We start from the raw sequence: 20,699 nt of genomic DNA, 5'->3' as shown, positions 1-20,699 counted from the left end.
AACGTCCGCGTGGTCAGGACCGTCGACCGAGACCTCTACCGCGAACGCAACAAGGTCGAACGGTTCTTCAATCGTCTCAAACACTTCCGCGGCATCGCAACGCGATACTTCAAAACCGCAGCAAACTTCCTCGCCGCACTTCACCTCGCTTGCTCAAGGCTCTGGATCAGACATTATGAGTCCACGACCTAGCCGACGGCGGCGGGGCCCAGGGACTCCCGCCACACGATGGTGGCCTCCAGTTCCTCGCTGGCACCCACGTCCTCGCCGTTGCGCAGGGCCATGAGCTTGCGCGCGGCGCCGGCGCCCATGGCGCGGTGCGGCACGTGGACGGTGGTCAGCGCCGGCGTCACGATCTCGGCCAGTTCGATGTCGTCGAAGCCGGTCACGGAGACTTCGCCCGGCACGTCGATCCCCATTTCCCGCGCCTGCCGCAGCGCCCCGGCGGCCAGAACGTCGTTGCCGCAGAGCACGGCCGTGGGCCGGGGCCTGCGCGCCATCAGCCGGGCAAAGGCCTCCGCTCCGTTGGTGATGGAATAGGGTGTTTCGATCAGCACCAGATCGGCGGGCGGCACCCCGTGCGCCGCCATCGCCTCCGATACGCCCTCGGCGCGCTCGCGCGCCCTGTCGTTGCCCGCGCGCGGCGCGCTGACGAGGGCGAGCCGGCGGTGCCCCTGCTCGAGCACGCGGGCGGTGAGCGCGGCCATGGCCTTTCGGTTGTCGAAGCCGATCGACACCGGCCCCTCCCCGCGCGCGTTGGTCCAGGCGACGACATGCGGGATCCTGCGCCGACGCAGCAGCGTGTAGCTTTCCGGCGTGCGATCCTGCCCGATCAGCAGCACGGCCTCCGCCCCGCGCGCGATCAGCGTGCGGATCTGCTCCTCCTCCAGCTCCGGGCTATAGGAGGACGAGGCCACCAGCAGGGTGATTCCGTGGCGGCCCAGCTCCTCCTGGAAGGCCTGAAGGCCACGCGCGAAGATCGCGTTTTCCATGGTCGGGATGATCGCGCCGAAGGTGTTTGTGCGGTTGGCGGCCAGCGCGCGTGCGCCGAAATGCGGGGCATATCCGAGCGCCCGGACGGCCTCCATCACCCGTTCACGGGTCCGTTCCGAGACCCGCTGCGGGGCGTTCAGGCATCGGGATACCGTCGCCGTGGAGACCTTTGCACGCGCGGCAACGTCTTCCAGCGTCGGGGAAATTCCTTCCCACGCCATGCCGCCGTCCGTGCCGGGCCGATCCTCAGCCATTCATGCCCCTTTCGTTTCCAACCTCGCGTTCCCGCCCTTCCGGCTTACCGCCATGCGGGCACGGGATCAAATGTAAGCGCTTGCATCGTGAAATGTAAGCGCTTACATTTCTGGAGAATCGGCGTGAAGGGAGGAGTCACCCGTGTTTCTGCTATTTTCCGCGGCGCTCTTCGCCATCTACCTCGGCAATGTTCTGCTCGGGGCCTACGGCAAGGCCCAGTTCATGGGCGACGTGGGCGAAATGCTGATGCTCTTCGCGGCGACCATCGTCTTCGTGATCGACATCCTGCGCCGCGAAGCCGCCGAAAAATCAAAAGACAACAACCAATCATGAACCAATCCAGGGAGGAAAACATGGATCGTGAGAAACGCGAGATCGCGTCGCTGGAGCGACGCAACTTCTTGAAACTGGCCGGCAGCGGCAGCTTCACGGCGGCCGTCGTCGCCGGGGCCGGCGGGATGCTCTGGTCCACCGAGGCCGTCGCCCAGACCGCCAAGGAAGAGAAAGAGCGTGAGGCCGCCGCGGACCACGTGATGACGATCGCCACGGCCTACGTGCTGGGCGCCTCCCGCAGCTATCCGATCATGCAGCTGGACCTGAAGGAAAACATCCAGAACGCCACCAACGGCAAGATCTACGTCAAGCTCGCCCCCGGCGGCCAGCTCGGCGCGGGCGGGGCGCTGGTGCAGGCGGTGCAGGCCGGCACGATCCAATGCGCCCAGCACTCGTTGTCCAACTTCGCGCCCTATGCGAGCGCGGCCGACCTCATCAACATGCCCTACTTCTGCGGCTCCAACCAGCGCTTCACCAACCTCGTCACCTCCGACGCCTGGAAGAGCGAAGTGCACCCCAAGATCGAAGCCGCGGGCTTCAAGGCGCTGTTCTACATCAACATCGATCCGCGCGTCGTGGCCGTGCGCAAGGGCGGCGATGCCGTCATCACCCCGGGCGACATGGCCGGCGTGAAATTCCGCGTGCCGGGCTCCAAGATGCTGCAGCAGTACTACCGCATGGTCGGCGCCAACCCGACGCCTGTGGCCTGGGGCGAGACGCCGTCTGCCATCAAGCAGGGCGTGGCCGATGCGCTCGATCCTTCTGTCGGCGCGCTCTACGTGTTTGGCTTCAAGGACATCCTGAGCCACGTCACCTTCACGCAGGCGGTGCCGGACAGCCAGATCTACTCGATGAACCTCGAGTGGTTCAACTCGCTGCCCTCCGACGTTCAGGAAGGCGTCGAGTTTGCCGGTGAGCTGACCGCCCACCAGAACCTCGCCAAAGTGCCCTCCGCGCGCGCCTACGCCATGGCCGAGCTGGTGAAGGCCGGCGTCGAATTCCATTCCCTGAGCGAAGATCAGCTCGGCGAATGGAAAGAGGCCGGTGGCTACCAGCGCAGCGAATGGGACGAGTTCAAGGTCGAGCTGGCTGGCTCGATGGAGACCTTCGCCAAGCTCGAAGAGGCCGCCGGCACCATGGGCCGCTACTACGTCCACGACGCCTGACGCATCACGGCAGGGCGGCCCGCCCGCCCTGCCAACCCTCTGAAACCCCTCTTGAAACCAGCATCGCCGCGGGCCGTTCAAAGCCAGCGCACGGGAAGGATGTGACGGATGCAAGTTCTGCAAACCCTCAACCGGAATGCCGAGCGATGGCTCTTGCTCATCTTCTACACGATGCTCGTGGCGACGATGTTCATCGAGGTGCTGCGCCGCGAATTGCTCTCCTACTCCTCGATCTGGGGCGAGGAGATCGTGCGCTACTCCTTCATCTATCTCGCCTGGATCGGGGCGGCCGCCGCCGTGAAGGAACGCGGCCACATAAGGATCGACGTGATCCTGCATTACGTCGGCCCGCGCACCAAGGCGGTGATCTACCTCTTCGGAGATCTGGTGATGGTCGCCGTTTCCGTCGTCGCGCTCTACTACTCGTATGAAACCGTGCATGTTTCCGCCAAGTTCGGCTCCGTCACAGACGGGCTCCGGATCAGCCGCGTCTGGTTCCTGATGGCGGTGCCCGTGGGTTTCGCGCTCGTGCTGCTGCGCCTCGTTCAATCCATCCTCCGCGACATCGCGGACCTTCGTGCGGGCCGCCCCGTCTACGAAGGCGACAAGCTGTTCGACTGAGGGCCCTGCGATGCTTTGGAACCAACTCGATCAATCCGTCGTCCTGGGCTGGGATTTCTACGGCCCCGTCATCCTCTTCGTGCTGCTCGTGGCGCTTGCCGTGCCCGTCTGGGCCGCCATCGGCTCCTCCGCCATCGTGATGCTGGTCTGGTCCGGTGCGCTGCCCCTGAGCCTCGTGGGCGAAAAGCTCTTCTCGGGCATCGATTTCTTCGCACTCACCGCCGTGCCGCTCTTCATCCTCACGGGCGACGTGCTGGTGCGCACGGGCCTGAGCCGGAAGTTCCTCGACGTCGCCGAGGCGCTCACCCAGTTCGCGAAGGGCGGCTTCGGCTCGGCCACGGTGCTTGTCTGCGGCATGTTCGCCGCGATCTCGGGCTCTGACGCCGCCGGTGCCGCCGCGGTGGGCCGCATGACGATCGACCGGCTGGTGGAATCGGGCTACCCCCGCCCCTACGCCTGCGCGCTGGTGGCCGCCGGAGCCTGCACCGGCATCCTGATCCCGCCCTCCATCGCCTACATCATCATCGGCCTCGTGCTGGGGATTTCCGCCTCCACGCTCTTCCTCGCCGCGCTGATCCCGGGCATCGCCATCCTGCTGTCGATCCTCGCCACCAACATCATCATGAACCGGCTCAAGGGCTGGGAAGGCGGCGGAAACATCAGCATGGGCGAGTATTTCTCCCGCCTGGGCGCGGCGCTCAAATCCGGCTGGTATGCCTTCCTCGTGCCCGGCATCATCTTCTACGGCATCTTCTCGGGCCGCCTCACCCCCACCGAGGCGGGCGCCACGGCCGTGGTGGTGACGATCATCATGGGCTTCATCCTCGGCACACTGCGGCTGAGCGATTTTCCGGCGATGCTGGTGAGCTCGGCCAAGGTGAACGGGGTGATCCTGCCGATCATCGCCTTCTCCGCCCCGCTGGCCGAGGCGCTCGCCATCATCGGCGTGCCGCAGGGCTTCGTGGCCGCCGCCACCTCGGTGAGCGACGAGCCGCTGATCCTGATCCTCATGATGGTGGGCATCCTGATCGCGGCCGGCTGCGTGATGGAGACGACGCCCAACATCGTGATCCTCGCGCCGATCCTGAAACCCCTGGCCGACGACATCGGCATGAACGAGATCCAGTTCTGCATCATGATGATCACCGCGCTCGGCGTGGGCTTCATCACCCCGCCGCTGGGGCTCAACCTCTTCGTGGTGGCCGGGATCACCGGGGAGTCGATCCTTCGGATCGCCTATCGCGCCATCCCCTTCGTTTTCTTCATGCTCGTGGTGACCCTCTTCATCGCCTACGTGCCGACCATTTCCACCGTCCTCTTGCCGGACATCTACAAATAGGGCCCTGCCATGCCGAGAGAGTACCTGAAGAAGGCCACGCTCACCTCAAGGAGCGACGCCACCGAAACCAAGGAGATCGTGCGCGGCATCCTCGATGACATCGAGGCCGGCGGCGACGAGAAGGCGCTCGAATACGCGCGCAAGTTCGACCGCTACGACGGCGAGATCCTGCTGTCGGAGGAAACCGTCGCCGCCGCCGCCGCGCAGGTGCCCGAGCAGCTGCGCAAGGACATCGAGTTCGCCCATGCCAACGTGAAGAAATTCGCCGAGGCGCAGCTTGCGACGGTGGGCAACTTCGAGGTCGAGGTGGTGCCGGGCCTGATCGCGGGCCAGAAGGCCATCCCCGTGCATGCCGCCGGCTGCTACGTGCCCGGCGGGCGCTACAGCCACATCGCCAGCGCCATCATGACGGTGACGACGGCCAAGGTCGCCGGCTGCAGGAACATCGTCGCCGCCTCCCCGCCCCGCCCCGGCGTGGGCGTCGCGCCGGCGATCATCTACGCCGCCCATGTCTGCGGAGCCGACAAGATCATGGCCATGGGCGGGGTGCAGGCCGTCGCCGCGATGACCTTCGGCCTCTTCGGCCTGCCCAAGGCCAACATCCTCGTCGGCCCCGGCAACCAGTTCGTGGCCGAGGCCAAGCGGATGCTCTTCGGGCGGGTCGGCATCGACATGATCGCCGGCCCGACCGACAGCCTGATCCTGGCCGACAAGACGGCCGATCCGATGATCGTGGCCACCGATCTCGTGGGGCAGGCCGAGCACGGCTACAATTCGCCGGTCTGGCTCGTCACGGACGATCGCGCGCTCGCCGAGGAGGTGATGCGCCTCGTGCCGCCGCTGATCGAGGATCTGCCCGAGGTGAACCGCGAGAACGCCACCGCCGCCTGGCGCGACTACGCCGAGGTGATCCTCTGCGCCGATCGCGAGGAGATGGCGGCCACCTCCGATGACTACGCCCCGGAGCACCTCACCGTGCAGGCCGAGGATCTGGACTGGTGGCTCGACCGCCTCTCCTGCTACGGCTCGCTCTTCCTCGGAGAGGAAACCACCGTCGCTTTCGGCGACAAGGCTTCCGGCACCAACCACGTGCTGCCCACCTCGGGCGCGGCCAGCTACACCGGCGGCCTTTCGGTGCACAAATACATGAAGATCGTCACGTGGCAGCGCGCCACCCGCGAAGGCGCCAAGCCCGTGGCGGAGGCCACCGCGCGGATTTCGCGGCTGGAAGGCATGGAGGGCCACGCCCGCACCGCCGACATCCGGCTGAAGAAATACTTCCCCGACGAAACCTTCAACCTCTCCGCCGATGAATAGCACCGCCGCCTCTTCCGTCGCGCCCGATCCCGCGCTGTTCTCCGTTGCCGGGCGCGTCGCCTGCGTGACCGGGGCCAGCTCGGGCCTCGGGCGGCGGGCGGCGGAGGTGCTGGCGGGTGCGGGTGCGAAGGTGATCGCCGTGGCCCGCCGCGCCGAGGCGCTCGAAGCCTTCTGCGCGGAAGGGCCCGGCGCGCGCGCGGCGGTGGCCGCCGACGTGGCCGATCCCGTCGGGCGGTCCGCTCTCGTGGACCGGATCGCCGCCCCTTTCGGCGCGCCCGACATCCTTGTCCATGCCGCCGGGCTCAACACGCGGCAGGGCGCCGACGAGGTGACGCCCGAAGGCTGGGAGGCCACGCTTGCCGTCAACCTCTCCGCCCCCTTCTTCCTGAGCCAGGCCTTCGCGCCCGCGATGGCCGAAAAGGGCTGGGGGCGGATCGTTAATTTCGCCTCGCTGCAATCCTTCCGCGCCTTTCCGGGCGGCATCGCCTACGGGGCCAGCAAAGGCGGCGTGGCGCAGATGACGCGGGCCATGGCCGAGGCGTGGTCCGGACGGGGCATCACCGCCAACGCCATCGCGCCGGGCTTCTTCCCGACCGAACTCACGGCGGCCGTCTTCTCCGACGAGGCCCGCGCGGCCCGCAATGCGGCGCAAACCTGCATCGGCCGCAACGGCGTGCCGGAAGATCTGGACGGCCCGCTTCTGTTTCTCTGCTCCGAGGCCTCCCGCTACGTGACCGGGCAGATCCTCATGGTCGACGGGGGGTTCACCGCGAAATGAAGGCACTTGTCTATACCGGCCCTGAGAGCCTTGAAATCCGGGACGTCCCGCCCCCCGCCCCGGCTGCCGGCGAACTTATCGTGCAGGTGGAAAGCGCCGGCATCTGCGGCTCCGACATGCACGCCTACCTCGGCCATGACGAACGCCGCCCGGCGCCGCTGATCCTCGGCCACGAGGTGGCTGGTGTGGCGGTGATGCCCGACGGCAGCCGCCAGCGCGTCACCATCAACCCGCTCGTCACCTGCGGCACCTGCCGGGCCTGCCGGAGCGGGCAGGACAACCTCTGCCCCGAGCGCCAGATCATCTCCATGCCCCCGCGCGAAGGCGGCTTCGCCGAATGGGTCGCGCTGCCGGAGCGCAACCTCGTGGCGGTGCCGGGTCACGTCTCGTCCGACCAGGCGGCCCTGGCGGAGCCCATCGCCTGCGGCTGGCACGCAGCCCGCATCGCCCGCGCCCACCCCGCCGGTGCCCAAGCCGATGCAAGGGCGCTGGTCTTCGGGGGCGGTGCGATCGGCCTCGGCGCGGCACTGAGCCTCAAGGCGCAAGGCATCGCGGATATCCGTATCGTCGAGCCAAACGCCGCCCGCGCCGCCTATCTCAAGGAGGCCTGCGGGATGGAGGTCATCGCCCCGGAGGCCGCCACCAGCCGCCAGTATGACGTGATCGTGGATGGCGTCGGCATCGTGCCCACCCGCGCGGCGGCGTCCCTGGCGGCCCGCCCCGGCGGCATCATCGTGCACATCGGCCTCGGCTCGGCCGAAGGCGGGCTCGATATCCGCCGCATGACGCTGCAGGAGATCACCTTCACCGGCACCTACACCTACACCTCGCAGGATTTCCGCGACTGCGCGCAAGCGATGTTCGACGGGCGCCTCGGCCCTCTGGACTGGACCGAGCGCCGCCCCCTTTCCGAAGGCGCCGCCGCCTTCGCCGACATCCGGGCCGGCCGCGTGCAGGCCCCCAAGATCCTTCTGAAACCTGACGCCTGAGGAGACCATCAATGGCTGAAATCCCCCACCTGCTCGTCCATGAACATGCCGACAACGTCGGCGTGGTCGTGGTGGAAGGGCTGACCGCGGGCACCGACATGCTTTGTTGCGTGACCCACGACAACTCCACCTTCCGCCTCACCGCCGGGGCCGACGTGCCCATCGGCCACAAGATCGCGCTGAAGGATCTGAAGGCCGGCGACACCGCGATCAAATACGGCGAGGACATCGGCAAGATCATCGCCGACGTTCCCAAGGGCGGCCACGTCCACACCCACAACTGCAAAACCAAACGCTGGTAAGGAGCCGATCCGATGGCATCGAAATATTCCAACCTGACCGTCAAGGGCTACCGGCGTGAAAACGGCCGCGTCGGCGTGCGCAACCACGTCGTCATCCTGCCCGTGGACGACATCTCCAACGCCGCCTGCGAGGCGGTGGCCAACAACGTCAAGGGCACGCTTGCGATCCCGCATGCCTATGGCCGCCTGCAGTTCGGCGAGGATCTCGAACTGCATTTCCGCACCATGATCGGCACCGGCGCCAACCCCAATGTCGCCGCCGTGGTGGTGATCGGGATCGAGCCCGGCTGGACGAAGCGCATCGCCGATGGCATTCGCGAAACCGGCAAGCCGGTGGCCGAATTCTCCATCGAGCAGAACGGCGATTTCGAAACCATCCGCCGCGCCAGCTGGGCGGCGAAGGATTTCGTCCATTGGGCCACCGAGCTGCAACGGGAGGAATGCTCGATCTCCGAGCTCTGGGTCTCCACCAAATGCGGCGAGAGCGACACCACCACCGGGCTGGGCTCCTGCCCGACCGTGGGCAACATGTACGACAAGCTGCTGCCCGAAGGCATCACCGGCTTCTTCGGCGAAACCTCCGAGATCACGGGCGCCGAGCACATCTGCAAGGCCCGCGCCATCAACGAGGAAGTCGGAGAGCGCTGGTACAAGATGTGGAAGGCCTACCAGGACGAAGTGATCTTCGCGCACCAGACCGACGATCTCTCCGACAGCCAGCCCACGAAGGGCAACATCGAAGGCGGGCTGACCACCATCGAGGAGAAGGCGCTCGGCAACCTCGAGAAGATCGGTCGCACCTCGCGCTACATCGACATCCTCGGCCCCGCCGAGATGCCGAAATCCGGCAACGGGCTCTACTTCATGGACTCCTCCTCCGCGGCGGCCGAATGCGTGACGCTGATGGCGGCGGGCGGCGCGGTGGTCCACACCTTCCCCACCGGGCAGGGCAACGTGGTCGGCAACCCGATCGTGCCGGTGATCAAGATCACCGCGAACCCGCGCACCGTGCGCACCATGGGCGAGCACGTGGACGTGGACGTCTCCGGCATCCTGCGCCGCGAGATGACCATCGACGAGGCCGGCGACGCGCTGATCGAGATGATCTGCCGCACCGCCAACGGCCGCTATACCGCCGCCGAAGCCCTCGGCCACCGGGAATTCTCGATGACCAAGCTCTACCGCAGCGCCTGACACGCGCTTGCGGGCGGCCCGCCGCGCGCCGGGCCGCCCCCACCCTGAACCGCCACCCGGAGGAACGCCGCCTTGTTTTCCCATATCCTGATCCCCGTCGCCCTCGATCACGAAGGGGCGGCCGCCCGCAAGATCGCGACGGCCCGCCACCTTCTGGCGCCGGGCGGGCGCATCACCCTGCTGACCGTGCTGGAGGACATCCCCGGCTTCGTGGCGGAGTTCGTCACCGTGCGGGAAGCCAACCACCTGACGAACAAGGTCCGGGAAAAGCTGGCCGCCATCGCCGCCGAACACGGCGACGTGGAGTCGGATGTTGTGCGCGGCAAGGCAGGCGTCCAGATCTGCGCCTATGCCGCCGAGAAGGGCGTGGATCTGATCGTCGTCAGCGCCCAGAGCCCGGATGCGCGGGGCTACGCGCTCGGCTCCACCGCCGCCCGCGCCGCGCGCCGCGCGCCCTGCTCCGTCTTCATCCTGCGGTGAGGCCCTTTCAGCCCGCGCCCTGAACGGGCGTTCAGGGCGCCACCCGCCTAAGCACCCGTGCCGTAGCGCGCCAGCATCATCTCGACGGAGGCCCGCACGACGTCGGCCATTTCCTCGGCGCTGATCTCGGTGCCGCCCAGAACGTGGGGCCAGAAGGCGCGGGCCTTCAGCAGACCCACGAACTCGCTGGCCGCCCTGTCGGGGCAGTCGATCCGCAGCGCCCCGTCGGCGGCGGCATCGGCGAGGAAGCGGGAGAAGACGGCATGGGCGTCGATCCGCGCCTGGCTCCTGCGGGCCACCTCCGGCGCGCGCAGCGTTTCGCCCAGCAGCATCCGCGCCATGGCCATCGCCTCGCGCGACTGGAAGATCCGCCCCTCGGCCTCCGCGAGCCGCGTCAGCTGCTCGGCGATCGGAACGGTCGGCGTGTAGGTGATGTCCAGTTCCGCCGCCATCCGCGCCGACATCAGTTCGGCAATCGCGGCGAAGAGTTTTTCCTTGCTTTCGAAATACTTGTAGACGGTTCGTTTCGAAACTCCGGCCCGTGCGGAGATCCTGTCCATGCTGGCGTCGGGGAATCCACGCTCCCGGAATTCGGCAACGGCGGCCTCGATGATCTGGAGGCGTTTCGGATTTTCGCAGTCAGTCTGATCCATCATGGACCTTTCCTTAGCACGGACTATCTATTGCGCACAGGGCCGGCGCACCCTTCTTGCGCGTGGCGCGGCGTCGCTACCCCGGCCCTGTAAACTTACCAGTTTACAATGCGCGAATCTCCCGTATAGTAAACGCATAAGTTTACACTTTCGAAATGGGGCCGCCACCGCCCCGCCGCAAGATCGGCCGACGCGCCGTCACCTTCGCCACGCAACAGGCAATCTTCCAACAGGAGATCCCCACCCATGGCCATCACCCTCAAACTCAACGGCACGACCCACGAGGTCGAGGCCGACCCCGGCACCCCCCTTCTCTGGGTGATCCGCGACGAACTGAAACTCACCGGCACCAAGTTCGGCTGCGGCGTGGCCTCCTGCGGGGCCTGCACCGTGCATCTGGACGGCGAACCGGTGCGCTCCTGCCAGACCTACATCGAAGACGTGGAGGGCAGTGAGATCACCACCATCGAACAGATGGAGGAGGACCCGATCGGCAAGGCCGTGCAACAGGCATGGGCGGAGCTTGACGTGGTGCAATGCGGCTACTGCCAATCGGGGCAGATCATGTCGGCCGTGGGGCTGCTGCGGGAAAACGCCAAGCCCAGCGCGGCGGAAATCGACGAATACATGTACGGCAACGCCTGCCGCTGCGCGACCTACCAGCGGATCCGCGCCGGCATCCAGCGCGCCGCAGAGATCATGGAGGCCTGATCCGATGACCCCTAAGACATCCCGCCGTTCCTTCCTCAAGGGCGCAGCCGCCGCTGCCGGCGCCGCGCTCTTCATCGGCGCCCGCCCCGATGGCGCGCTCGCCGCCTCCTCCTCCGATGCGATGCTGAACCCCTTCGTGAAGATCGATTCAGAGGGCAATGTCACCGCAATCATCAAGCACTTCGAGAAGGGCCAGGGCCCGGCCACCGGCCTCTCCACCCTGATCGCCGAAGAGCTTGGCCTGCGGATGGACCAGATCCACTACGCCTTCGCGCCCTCCAACCCGCAGGTCTACAACAACCTGCTGTTCGGCCCATTCCAGGGCACCGGCGGCTCCACCGCCATGGCCAACAGCTTCATGCAGTATCGCCAGGCCGGCGCCGCCGCCCGCGAATTGCTGATCAAATCCGCCGCCGAGGCCTGGGGCGTGGATCCTGCCGGCCTCTCCATCGAGGAGGGCATGGTCGTCGGCGCAGGCCGGAGCGCCCCCATCGGCGATTTCGTCGCCGCCGCCGCGCAGATGGAGCCCCCGGCCGAGCCGCGCCTGAAGAGCCCGGAAGAATGGCGCATCATCGGCAACGAGAGCACCCGCCGGCTCGACTCCGTGATCAAGGGCAACGGCAAGGCCAAGTTCGCCATGGACGTGCATCTGGACAACCAGATGGTCGTCGTGATCGCGCGCCCCGAGCAGAGGGGCGCCATGGCGACGGGCTTCGACGACAGCGCCGCGAAAGAGGTGAAGGGCTTCATCAACGCCGCCGTTTTGCCCAACAAGGCGGGCGTGGCCGTCTATGCCGAGAACACCTGGGCCGCGATCCAGGCCCGCGAGGCGCTCAGCGTGACGTGGGATACCTCGGCGGCGGAAACCCGCTCCTCCGACGAGATCCGCGCCGAGATCATGGCCGCGCTGGATGCCGAGCCGGAATACAACGTGCTCAAGAAGGATCACGCCGAAACGCTGGCCGCCATCGAGGGCGCGGCGCAGGTGATCGAGAAGACCTTCTACTTCCCGCTCCTGGCCCATGCCCCGATGGAGCCGCTGAACTGCACCATCGAACAGACGGCGGAGGGCGACATCGTGCTGCATGACGGCGCCCAGATGCCCACGGGGCCCCATATGGCCTTCCAGCAGATCTTCGGCCTGCCGGCAGAGAAGATCCACATCAACACGATGCTCGCCGGCGGCTCCTTCGGCCGCCGCGCCACGCCGGATGCCGACTACCAGGTCGAGGCCGCGCTGGCCTTCGTGATGACGGACCGCTCCCGCCCGGTGAAACTGGTCTGGACCCGCGAGGACGATCTGCGCTCGGGCTACTACCGCCCGGCCTTCGGCCACAAGGTGCGCGTCGGGCTTTCGGCGGAGGGCGAGATCCTCGGCTGGGATCACCGCATCGCGGGCCAGTCCATCATGAAGGGCACGGCGTTCGAGGCCTTCGCCGTGCACGACGGGGTGGACGGCTCCTCGGTGGAGGGCGTGTCGGACACGCCCTACCGGGTGCCCGGCATGTTCGTCGGCCTGACCGATACGAAGAAAGCCACCTCCACCCTCTGGTGGCGCTCCGTGGGCCACACCCACACCGCCTACGCGATGGAAGTGATGATGGACCTGGCGGCCAAGGCCGCCGGCCGCGATCCGGTGGAATTCCGGCTGGTCCATCTCGCAGGCGGCGGCGCGGATCAGGCGCGCAAGGCGGCGGTGCTGAAACTCGCGGCCGAGAAGGCGGGCTGGGGCAAGGCGCAGGCCGGCCGCCACATGGGCGTCGCGGTGCACAAGTCCTTCGGCTCCTATGCCGCCGAGGTGGTGGAAATCTCCGGCACCGCCGAAGACGGCTTCCGCATCGAGAAGGTGACGGCGGCCGTGGATTGCGGCATCCCGGTGAACCCCGACATCATCCGCGCCCAAATGGAGGGCGGCATCGGCTACGGGATCGGCCACGCCATGCGCGATCAGATCACGCTCGCGGGCGGCGCGGTGGAGCAATACAACTTCCCCGATTACGAGCCGCTGCGCATCGGCGATATCGGCGCGATCGAAGTGCATATCGTGAAGTCCACCGAGGCCCCCACCGGCATCGGCGAGCCCGGCACTCCGCCCTCGGCCCCGGCGCTGGCCAACGCGATCGCGGCAGCGAGCGCGCTGACGGTCGCCGATCTTCCGATGGTCGAACACGGCGTCAGCTTCGCCTGAACTTAGCACCAGAAACCAGCAACGGGCCCCTCGGGGCCCGTTTCCTTTTGGTTGGAGCGTTTCGGATTTGACCTGACAGATCGCAGATCGCTTTTCGCATTCGACCGAAGGGAGAGGCCGCGAAGACGCGATGCGTTTTCAATCTGAAACGCCGAAAATCAAAAAGCCCTACAGATACCCCGCGATCCGGGCCTCGATGGCCTCCACGACGGCGCCCAGTTTGGCCGGATCGGCGGCATCGGCATGGGGGGCGGCGAAACGGCCGGCGTCATTGTCGAAATATTTGCCAGACGCCGTGGCAAACTCCGGGCTGAGGGCGGCGCGCGCCAGGATGTCCACGCCGACGCCGATATCGTGGCCCGACATCCCGAAGCCCTCGCGCACCATGTTGGTCGCCAGCAGCGAACCCGGATTCACCGCCACCGAGACCGGCCCCTCGGGATGCGCCTGCGCGAAATCCTGACTCCACATGGTCAGCGCCAGCTTGCTCTGGGCATAGGCCTCCATCGCTTCCAGGGGCTTTTCGCCCCGCAGACCTGCCAGATCCACCGGCGCCTGTGCCGCCGAAGAGAGATGCACAAGCCGCGCTCCCGGCGCGAGAGCAGGCAGCAGCAGGCGGGACAGAAGCGCGGGCGCGAAGGTGTTCACCACGAAACGCACGTCCTCTCCTGATGCGGTGCGCGGCGTGCCGGTGCGGAACACACCTGCGTTGTTGATGAGCACATCAACAGGACCATGAGCCTCGGCCACGCGGCGGCCCAGCGCGGCGACCTCGGACAGATCCGCGAAATCAGCCCGATCGGTGGCAACATCTCCCCCGATCTCGGCGGCCACGGCGGCCAGCTTTTCGGCGTTGCGCCCGTGCAGGATCAGCCGGTTGCCATCGGCGGCCAGCGCCTGCGCCGTGGCGCGGCCGATGCCGTCGGTCGCGCCGGTGATGAGGATCGTCTTTTTCGTCATGGTCGTCTCCTTCAGGAAAAATGCGGCAGCACGTCCCGGGCCAGCCTGTCCAGTGTCTCGTCAATCGGCGCGCGGTTGAACCGCAGGTTGAGCGCCACGTGGTTCACCCCGAGGGCCTCAAGCTCTTTCAGGTAGGCCAGCAGCCAGCGATGCCCCGTGCGCACGCCCAGATGGATCGGGCTGGGGCCCTCATCGGGATCTTGCGCCAGATCCACGTAGAGCGGCTGCAGGACGGGCTTTGCGGGCTGGCCCAGACGTTCCAGACGCGCGCGCCAGTCCGCCAACACCTGCCCCTGCGCCGCGCCGCCGCGCGGATAGGTCATCCAGCCATCGCCATGTTCGGCGATCCAGTCCGGCGCCTGACGGCTGGAGCCTGTGATCAGCAGCGGCAGGCGCGGGCCGGTGGGCTTTGGCAGCATGTCGATGCGCCCGTCCGTGTGGCCGAAGCGGTTTTCGATGCGGGGTGCGGCCGCGCCCATCGCGCGGATATAGGCAAAGCTCTCCCGGAAGGCCTGCCCGCGGGCGTCGAAATCCGCCGCCATCGCCGGGTATTCCTCCGGCCTGTCGCCCGAGGCCACCCCGAGGATCAGCCGACCGCCGGAGAGCACGTCGGCGCTGGCCGCCGCCTTGGCCACATGGGCCGGGTGGCGCAGCGGCAGCACGATGCTGGCCACGCCCAGCGCGATGTCCCGCGTCTGCCCGGCGAGGTAGCCAAGGTAGGTGAAAGGATCGAAAAGCTGCCCGGCGTCGCCGAAGCTCGGCACGTTGAAAGGCACATCCCGCAGCCAGATCGCCTTGAAACCCAGCGCCTCCGCTTTCTGCACGCGGGCGAGATGGCCTTCCATGTCGGGAACGGGGCTGTCGGGGTAGGCGGTGATCGGCACCACCAGCCCGAGGCTCAGCCGCCCCGGACGGAAGGTGGCCGCGAAACCGCGGTTGATCGGTTCGAAGGCCGGCGTTTCCATTCCATTCTCCCACGTGAGGATGCGCGGGCCGCGCCCGAGGCATGACCCGCGCCCGTTTCAGAACCAGGTGACGGTCTCTTCCATGCTGCGCCGGGTCTTCGGGAACTCCGGATCCTTCGCACGGTAGCCGAAGGCGAACATCACCGCGGGCTTCCAGGCCTCGGTGTCGATGCCGAACTCGGTGCCCAGCACCTGCGTCGTCCGCTCCATGTCGAAACCCTCGATCGGGCAGGAATCCACCCCGAGCAGCGCGGCGGCCGTCATCATGTTCGCCAACACGATGTAGGCCTGCTTGCCCGACCAGTCGGTGATCTCGCGATCGGTGGTGATCCTGTGGTCGCTGCTCTGGAACTTGCCGTAGGCGCCGTTGAAGATCTCGATGACCTCTTCCGGCAGATGTTTCACGCCGCGGTAGTGCGCCTGCAGATATTCCGAGCCCGCCGTCATCAGCGGCGCGCGCGCCGCCAGCAGGATGCCGAAGTGGCTCGCGGTGCCCAGCTGGCCGGCGGAGCCGTTCATCATCCCGTTCGCCCCCCAGGAGAACGGGCGGAACAGCTCCCGCTTTTCCGGGCTCTGGATCATCAGGATGCGGAAAGGTTCGTGGCCGAAGGAGGTCGGCGAGAGCCGCCCGGCTTCGAGGATGGTCTCCATGTCGCGCTCCGACACCTTGCGCTCCGGATCGAAGATCTTGGTGGCGTGGCGGAACTGGAAGGCCTCGACGATCTGGGTGTTCACGTCGGGCCGGGTTTCGGTGATCGCATTCATGTGCAGCTCCTGTTTGTTGCGTCGATGGGCTGACACGCCATGTATCACTTGCCGTTTGCGATAAAATCAGCGCACTATGGAATTCAGAATTCCGGTTTTTCATATAATCGCCATGGACACCGACTCCCTCCGCCTCTTCGTGGCCGCCGCGGATGCGCTCAACATCTCCGCCGCCGGGCGCCGGCTGGGCCTTGCCCCCGCGATGGCCAGCGCGCGGCTCGCGAAGCTGGAGCGCGAACTGGGCGCGGAACTGCTGCATCGCACCACGCGCAAGGTCTCGCTCAGCGAGGAAGGCCTGGCTTTCCTGCCCTATGCGCGAGAGATCCTTGCACAGGCCGAGGCCGGCCGCGCGGCGCTGGGGCAGGATGCCGCCGCACCGGGCGGCACGCTGCGCTTCACCGCGCCCTCAAGCTACGCGCAGCTGCACATCATGCCGCTGCTACCCGCCTTTCACGCCGCCTTTCCGAAGATCACGCTGGATCTGCGGCTCTCGGACGCGCGGTTCGACCTGATCGAGGGCAGCTTCGATCTGGCCCTGCGGTCCGCCCCCCTACAGGACAGCAGTCTGCGGGGGCGCCGGCTGGCGGACGACAGGCGCGTGCTCTGCGCCGCGCCCGGCTACCTCGCCGCCCATGGCACGCCGCAGGCGCCGGAAGAGCTGGACGGCCATGCCTTCCTCGCCTGGGCGGACAGCGCGCCGCGCCGCCTGCGCCATGCCGGCGGGCAGACGGCGACGCTGGATCCGGCACGGATGATCTGCCGCACGATCTTCGATGACGGCGCCTCGCAGCGGGCGGCCACCGTGGCCGGCGCCGGGATCTCGATCAACTCGCTCTGGAGCGTTGCCCACGAGATCGCCGCCGGGCGGTTGGTGCAGATCCTGCCGGACTGGCGGCTGGACGACGCCTCGGTGCTCTGGCTGATGTATCCGCGCTCCAACGTGCTGACGCCGAAGGTACGGGTGTTCATGGATTTCCTGATCGAGCGGCTCGGCGATTGAGCCCCGGTGCATCCGCCGGGCCGGAAGGGGGGGCGCTGCCCCCCACCGCCCGTGCGGGCGCCTCCCCCCGAGGTATTTGGGGCGAGAGGAAGGCTAGATGCCGCTGATCGACTTGACTGCCTGGAAGGCGCGGATGCCCCAGAGCCCCGCTTCGCGCCCGTAGCCCGAGGCCTTGCGCCCGCCGAAGGGTGCCCCTTCGATCCGGCTGCGGCCGTTGACCTGCACCATGCCCACCGCCAGCCGCCGCGCCACGCGCATGGCACGTGCGCGATCGGCCGTCTGGATGTAGCCGGCAAGGCCGTAGGCGCTTTCGTTGGCCAGGGCGACCGCCTCGGCCTCGCTGTCGAAGGGCGTGATGGCCAGCACCGGGCCGAAGGCTTCCTCGTGGAAGAGGGCCATCGCGGGGGTGACGTCGGCGAAGACGGTTGGGCGGGGGTAGAAACCGATGTCCTTGCCATCCGCGCGCCCCGGCCCGCCGGTGAGCAGCCGGGCGCCCTCGGCCTGCGCGCGCCGGATCACCGCCTGCACGTGGTCGAACTGGGCGCGGTTGACGAGCGGGCCCTGGTGGCTGCCGGGTTTGAGCGGCGCGTCGAAGCGGTAGGTTTCGGCCTCGGCCGCGGCGCGGGCGCAGACCTCTTGGTAGATCTCGCGGGCCACCAGCATGCGGGAGGCCGCGTTGCAGCTTTGGCCGGCGTTGCGGAAGCAATGCGCCACGCCCTGGGCGACGGCCGTGGGCACGTCGCAGTCGGCGAAGAGGATGTTGGCGGATTTGCCCCCCAGTTCCAGCAGGCAGGGGGTGAGATTGGCCCCCGCGGCCGAGGCGATGGCGCGGCCCACGCCGGTGGAGCCGGTGAAGGAGATCACGTCCACGCCGGGATGCGCGGCGAGCGCGGCGCCGGTCGTGCCGTCGCCGGGCAGGAGCGCAAACAGCCCTTCCGGCGCGCCGGCAGCCTCCATGCATTCGGCGAAGAGAAGGGCCGAGCGGGTGGCGTGTTCGCTGGGTTTGAGGATCATGGTGCAGCCCGCCGCCAGAGCCGCGCCGACCTTCAGCGCGACCTGGTTCAGCGGCCAGTTCCACGGGGTGATCAGCGCGGCGACCCCGAGCGGCTCGTACCGCACGAAGTGGCTGTCCTGCCCCGGCGGGGTGGCCAGTTCGGCGGCGCTTTCGCGGGCGGCCTTCAGGATCGTGCGCAGGTGGGACAGCGCGGTGCCGACCTGCTTGTCCCGCGAGAAGTCCAGCGGCGCGCCCATCTCGCGGGCGATGGCCTCGGCGAAGGCATCGTGGCGGGCGGCGATCTCGCCGATCAGGGCCTCGAGGATCGCCAGCGGATCGAGCCCCCTCTCCCCGAGCGCAAGCTGCCGGGAGAGAGCGGCGGCGCGGCGCACCGCGGCCTCCACCGTGGTTGCATCGCAGACCGGGATCTCGCCCACGGTGGCCTCGGTGGCGGGATCGACCAGCGCGAAGCCGGGCGCATCGTGCCAATCGGCGGCAGCCGGGTGGACGAGGGTGCAAGGGGGGCGCGGCAGGCGGGCGGGCATGGTGTGACTTCCTGTGATGGGCCGACGCCAAGACATAGGAGAAGCCCGGTGCCGGCGCCAGTGGCGATGCGCCTCAGCCTTCCGGCACGAGCGAAAGCAGCAGGGCGCCGTCCTGCACCTGTGCGCCTTCCGCCACGAGCACCTCCTCGATCGCGCCGTCGCGCGCCGCGGTCAGCGTGTGCTCCATCTTCATCGCTTCGAGGATGGCCAGCGGCTGCCCCTTGGAGACGCCATCGCCCTGCGCCACGAGAATGGCCTTCACGAGGCCCGGCATCGGTGCGGTGACGGTATCGCCGCCGGCGGCCTCCCCCGCCCCTGCCGCGAGCGGATCGGGCCGGATGAAACGGTGGGTGGCTTCGCCGGTGAAGACGGTGACCTCGGCGCCGTCGAAGGAGGCCGCAAGCCTGCGGCTGCCGCCGGGGCCTGCAACGGCGAAGGCGCCGCCATCGAGCCGCCGGAGCGTGACGGTTGCCGCCTCGACCGTGGCCGTCAGGGTGGCGCCGGCATGGAGCAGCCGGACCTCGTGGAGCGCCTCGCCCTGCGCGAGCGACACGACCTGGCCGCCCTGCCCCCAGCACCGGAAGCCCGCAAGCCCTTCCCAACCATCCGCCACCGGGGGCGGCAGGGTGGCCGCGGCGGCCACGGCGAGGGCCGCGGCATCGGGTACAGGCACATGGGTGAGCGCCGCCTGATCGCGCGCGATGAGCCCGGTATCGACCTGCCCGGCGGCGAAGCCTTCGTGGTCTGCCAGCCGGATCAGGAAGGGGATGTTGGTGGTGAGCCCGGCCACCTGCGTCTGCCGCAGCGCCCGGCCGAGTTTGCGCAGCGCGATCTCCCGCGTGGGGCCGTGGGTGATCACCTTGGCGATCATCGGGTCATACCAGGGCGAGACCGCATCACCGCTGCGCACGCCGCTGTCGATCCGCACACCCCCGAGGGTGAATTCGGTGCCTTCCGGAAAGGCGAGATGGGTGAGCGTGCCGGTGGCGGGCAGAAAGCCCCTGGTGGCGTCCTCGGCATAGACACGCGCCTCGAAGGCCCAGCCGCCGAGGGTGAGATCCTCCTGCGCCACGGGGAGCGGCTCGCCGGCGGCCACGCGCAGTTGAAGCTCGACGAAATCCAGCCCGGTGATCGCCTCGGAGACCGGGTGCTCGACCTGCAAACGGGTGTTCATTTCCATGAACCAGAAGCCGTCGGCCCGCAGGCCGTTCGCGCCGTCGACGATGAATTCCACGGTGCCCGCGCCCTGATAGCCGATGGCCTTGGCGGCATTGACCGCCGCCTGCCCCATGGCCGCGCGCACCTCGGGGGGCATGTCGGGCGCGGGGGCTTCCTCGATCACCTTCTGGTGGCGGCGTTGCAGGGAGCAATCACGCTCGAACAGGTGGATGACGTTGCCATGGGCATCGCCGAAAACCTGGATCTCGATGTGGCGCGGTTGCTGGATGTATTTCTCCACCAGCACCGCCGGATCACCGAAACTGGCCTGCCCCTCACGCTGCGCGCCTTCAAGGGCGGCGGCGAAATCTTCGGGGTGCTCCACGAGGCGCATGCCCTTGCCGCCCCCACCCGCGCGGGCCTTGATGAGGACGGGATAACCGATCTCGTCGGCCTTCTGCTTCAGGAACTCCGCGCCCTGCTCGGCGCCGTGATAGCCGGGCACCACGGGCACGCCGGCTTCTTCCATCAGGGCCTTGGCGGCATCCTTCAGCCCCATGGCGCGGATCGCATCGGCCGGCGGGCCGATAAAGGTGAGGCCGGCGGCCTCGACCGCTTCCACGAAGCCCGGATTTTCAGAAAGGAACCCGTAGCCCGGATGGATCGCCTGGGCGCCGGTGGCCCTTGCGGCTTCGATCAGGCGGTCGCCCAGCAGGTAGCTTTCGGCGGCCGCGGGCGGGCCGATGTGCACCGCCTCGTCGGCCAGCGCGACGTGTTTCGCCCCAGCGTCCGCATCGGAGTAGACGGCGACGGTGGCCACGCCGAGCCGGCGGGCGGTTTCGATCACGCGGCAGGCGATTTCGCCGCGGTTGGCGATCAGGATCTTGTCAAACATGGGCAAGGGTCCTTTGGATGTGGGGTTCGGGGGCGCTGCCCCCACCGTGCCTGCGGCACGTCTCCCTCGGGATATTGGGGCCAGGATGAAGGGGGGGC

21 protein-coding genes are annotated in these 20,699 nt (G+C 68.0%); 14 read left to right on the top strand and 7 right to left on the bottom strand.

The window, feature by feature from the left end; genetic code table 11:
- Positions 1-192 (top strand): transposase (locus tag PSA7680_RS15745; protein WP_217808310.1); only part of this gene is annotated, 192 nt, incomplete at its 5' end.
- On the opposite strand, the gene PSA7680_RS15740 is transcribed toward PSA7680_RS15745, so the two are convergent.
- Positions 189-1,247 (bottom strand): LacI family DNA-binding transcriptional regulator, encoded by a 1,059-nt coding sequence (locus PSA7680_RS15740; protein WP_245824688.1) that lies wholly within the window; start codon positions 1,245-1,247, stop codon positions 189-191. The two genes, PSA7680_RS15745 and PSA7680_RS15740, sit on opposite strands and share 4 nt — an antisense overlap.
- A 142-nt stretch (positions 1,248-1,389) precedes the next feature.
- On the opposite strand from PSA7680_RS15740, the gene PSA7680_RS15735 reads away from it, so the two are divergent.
- From PSA7680_RS15735 to PSA7680_RS15690, 10 genes are all read left to right on the top strand, one after another.
- The gene (locus tag PSA7680_RS15735) at positions 1,390-1,581 is read left to right on the top strand and encodes a hypothetical protein (protein ID WP_085869642.1); all 192 of its coding nucleotides are present in this window, start codon (positions 1,390-1,392) and stop codon (positions 1,579-1,581) included.
- Positions 1,582-1,601: 20 nt separating this feature from the next.
- Positions 1,602-2,747, top strand: coding sequence for a TRAP transporter substrate-binding protein (locus PSA7680_RS15730; RefSeq protein WP_085869641.1), 1,146 nt, complete (start codon positions 1,602-1,604; stop codon positions 2,745-2,747).
- 108 nt (positions 2,748-2,855) lie between these two features.
- Positions 2,856-3,368 carry a TRAP transporter small permease gene (locus tag PSA7680_RS15725; RefSeq protein WP_085869640.1) on the top strand — a complete coding sequence of 171 codons (513 nt, stop codon included), beginning with the start codon at positions 2,856-2,858 and terminating at the stop codon, positions 3,366-3,368.
- Between the two features lie 10 nt (positions 3,369-3,378).
- Entirely contained in the window at positions 3,379-4,707 is a 1,329-nt protein-coding gene (locus PSA7680_RS15720; RefSeq protein WP_085869639.1) for a TRAP transporter large permease, read from the top strand.
- Between the two features lie 9 nt (positions 4,708-4,716).
- Positions 4,717-6,024, top strand: a complete 1,308-nt coding sequence (gene hisD / locus PSA7680_RS15715; RefSeq protein WP_085869638.1) for a histidinol dehydrogenase — start codon at positions 4,717-4,719, stop codon at positions 6,022-6,024.
- The gene (locus PSA7680_RS15710; RefSeq protein ID WP_085869637.1) at positions 6,017-6,802 is read left to right on the top strand and encodes an SDR family NAD(P)-dependent oxidoreductase; all 786 of its coding nucleotides are present in this window, start codon (positions 6,017-6,019) and stop codon (positions 6,800-6,802) included. The genes hisD and PSA7680_RS15710 overlap by 8 nt, the downstream gene beginning before the upstream one ends.
- Positions 6,799-7,791 (top strand): alcohol dehydrogenase catalytic domain-containing protein, encoded by a 993-nt coding sequence (locus PSA7680_RS15705; protein WP_085869636.1) that lies wholly within the window; start codon positions 6,799-6,801, stop codon positions 7,789-7,791. The genes PSA7680_RS15710 and PSA7680_RS15705 overlap by 4 nt, the downstream gene beginning before the upstream one ends.
- A gap of 11 nt (positions 7,792-7,802) precedes the next feature.
- On the top strand, positions 7,803-8,093 hold the full coding sequence (locus PSA7680_RS15700) for a UxaA family hydrolase (RefSeq protein ID WP_085869635.1): 291 nt from the start codon (positions 7,803-7,805) through the stop codon (positions 8,091-8,093).
- Between the two features lie 12 nt (positions 8,094-8,105).
- Positions 8,106-9,287, top strand: coding sequence for a UxaA family hydrolase (locus PSA7680_RS15695; protein ID WP_085869634.1), 1,182 nt, complete (start codon positions 8,106-8,108; stop codon positions 9,285-9,287).
- 72 nt (positions 9,288-9,359) lie between these two features.
- Positions 9,360-9,767, top strand: a complete 408-nt coding sequence (locus PSA7680_RS15690; protein ID WP_085869633.1) for a universal stress protein — start codon at positions 9,360-9,362, stop codon at positions 9,765-9,767.
- Positions 9,768-9,814: 47 nt separating this feature from the next.
- On the opposite strand, the gene PSA7680_RS15685 is transcribed toward PSA7680_RS15690, so the two are convergent.
- A complete protein-coding gene (locus PSA7680_RS15685; protein ID WP_085869632.1) occupies positions 9,815-10,423 on the bottom strand; it encodes a TetR/AcrR family transcriptional regulator in 609 nt (202 codons plus the stop codon).
- 243 nt (positions 10,424-10,666) lie between these two features.
- Here PSA7680_RS15685 and PSA7680_RS15680 point away from each other — a divergent pair, with 243 nt between their 5' ends.
- Positions 10,667-11,131 (top strand): (2Fe-2S)-binding protein, encoded by a 465-nt coding sequence (locus tag PSA7680_RS15680; protein ID WP_085869631.1) that lies wholly within the window; start codon positions 10,667-10,669, stop codon positions 11,129-11,131.
- Between the two features lie 4 nt (positions 11,132-11,135).
- On the top strand, positions 11,136-13,319 hold the full coding sequence (locus PSA7680_RS15675; RefSeq protein ID WP_085869630.1) for a xanthine dehydrogenase family protein molybdopterin-binding subunit: 2,184 nt from the start codon (positions 11,136-11,138) through the stop codon (positions 13,317-13,319).
- 168 nt (positions 13,320-13,487) lie between these two features.
- Here PSA7680_RS15675 and PSA7680_RS15670 read toward each other — a convergent pair whose 3' ends face one another.
- The 3 genes from PSA7680_RS15670 to PSA7680_RS15660 are packed head-to-tail and all read right to left on the bottom strand — an operon-like array spanning position 13,488 to position 16,009.
- Positions 13,488-14,279 (bottom strand): SDR family NAD(P)-dependent oxidoreductase, encoded by a 792-nt coding sequence (locus PSA7680_RS15670; RefSeq protein WP_085869629.1) that lies wholly within the window; start codon positions 14,277-14,279, stop codon positions 13,488-13,490.
- A gap of 11 nt (positions 14,280-14,290) precedes the next feature.
- Positions 14,291-15,244 carry an LLM class oxidoreductase gene (locus tag PSA7680_RS15665; protein ID WP_085869628.1) on the bottom strand — a complete coding sequence of 318 codons (954 nt, stop codon included), beginning with the start codon at positions 15,242-15,244 and terminating at the stop codon, positions 14,291-14,293.
- Positions 15,245-15,301: 57 nt separating this feature from the next.
- A complete protein-coding gene (locus PSA7680_RS15660) occupies positions 15,302-16,009 on the bottom strand; it encodes an NAD(P)H-dependent oxidoreductase (protein WP_085869627.1) in 708 nt (235 codons plus the stop codon).
- A 112-nt stretch (positions 16,010-16,121) separates the two neighbouring features.
- Here PSA7680_RS15660 and PSA7680_RS15655 point away from each other — a divergent pair, with 112 nt between their 5' ends.
- Positions 16,122-17,009: a LysR family transcriptional regulator gene (locus tag PSA7680_RS15655; RefSeq protein ID WP_085869626.1), complete on the top strand. Its 888-nt coding sequence runs from the start codon at positions 16,122-16,124 to the stop codon at positions 17,007-17,009.
- Between the two features lie 93 nt (positions 17,010-17,102).
- Here PSA7680_RS15655 and PSA7680_RS15650 read toward each other — a convergent pair whose 3' ends face one another.
- Together PSA7680_RS15650 and PSA7680_RS15645 are read right to left on the bottom strand one after the other, a co-directional pair.
- Complete coding sequence (locus tag PSA7680_RS15650; protein ID WP_176244159.1) at positions 17,103-18,548, bottom strand: aldehyde dehydrogenase family protein; 1,446 nt, start codon at positions 18,546-18,548, stop codon at positions 17,103-17,105.
- Between the two features lie 73 nt (positions 18,549-18,621).
- Positions 18,622-20,601, bottom strand: coding sequence for an acetyl-CoA carboxylase biotin carboxylase subunit (locus PSA7680_RS15645; RefSeq protein ID WP_085869624.1), 1,980 nt, complete (start codon positions 20,599-20,601; stop codon positions 18,622-18,624).
- Between the last annotated feature and the right edge of the window lie 98 nt (positions 20,602-20,699).

It is taken from the genome of Pseudoruegeria aquimaris, from assembly GCF_900172235.1.
Lineage (GTDB): Bacteria > Pseudomonadota > Alphaproteobacteria > Rhodobacterales > Rhodobacteraceae > Pseudoruegeria > Pseudoruegeria aquimaris.
Note: the sequence above shows the minus strand (reverse complement) of the source record. Positions and strands in the feature narration are given on the sequence as shown.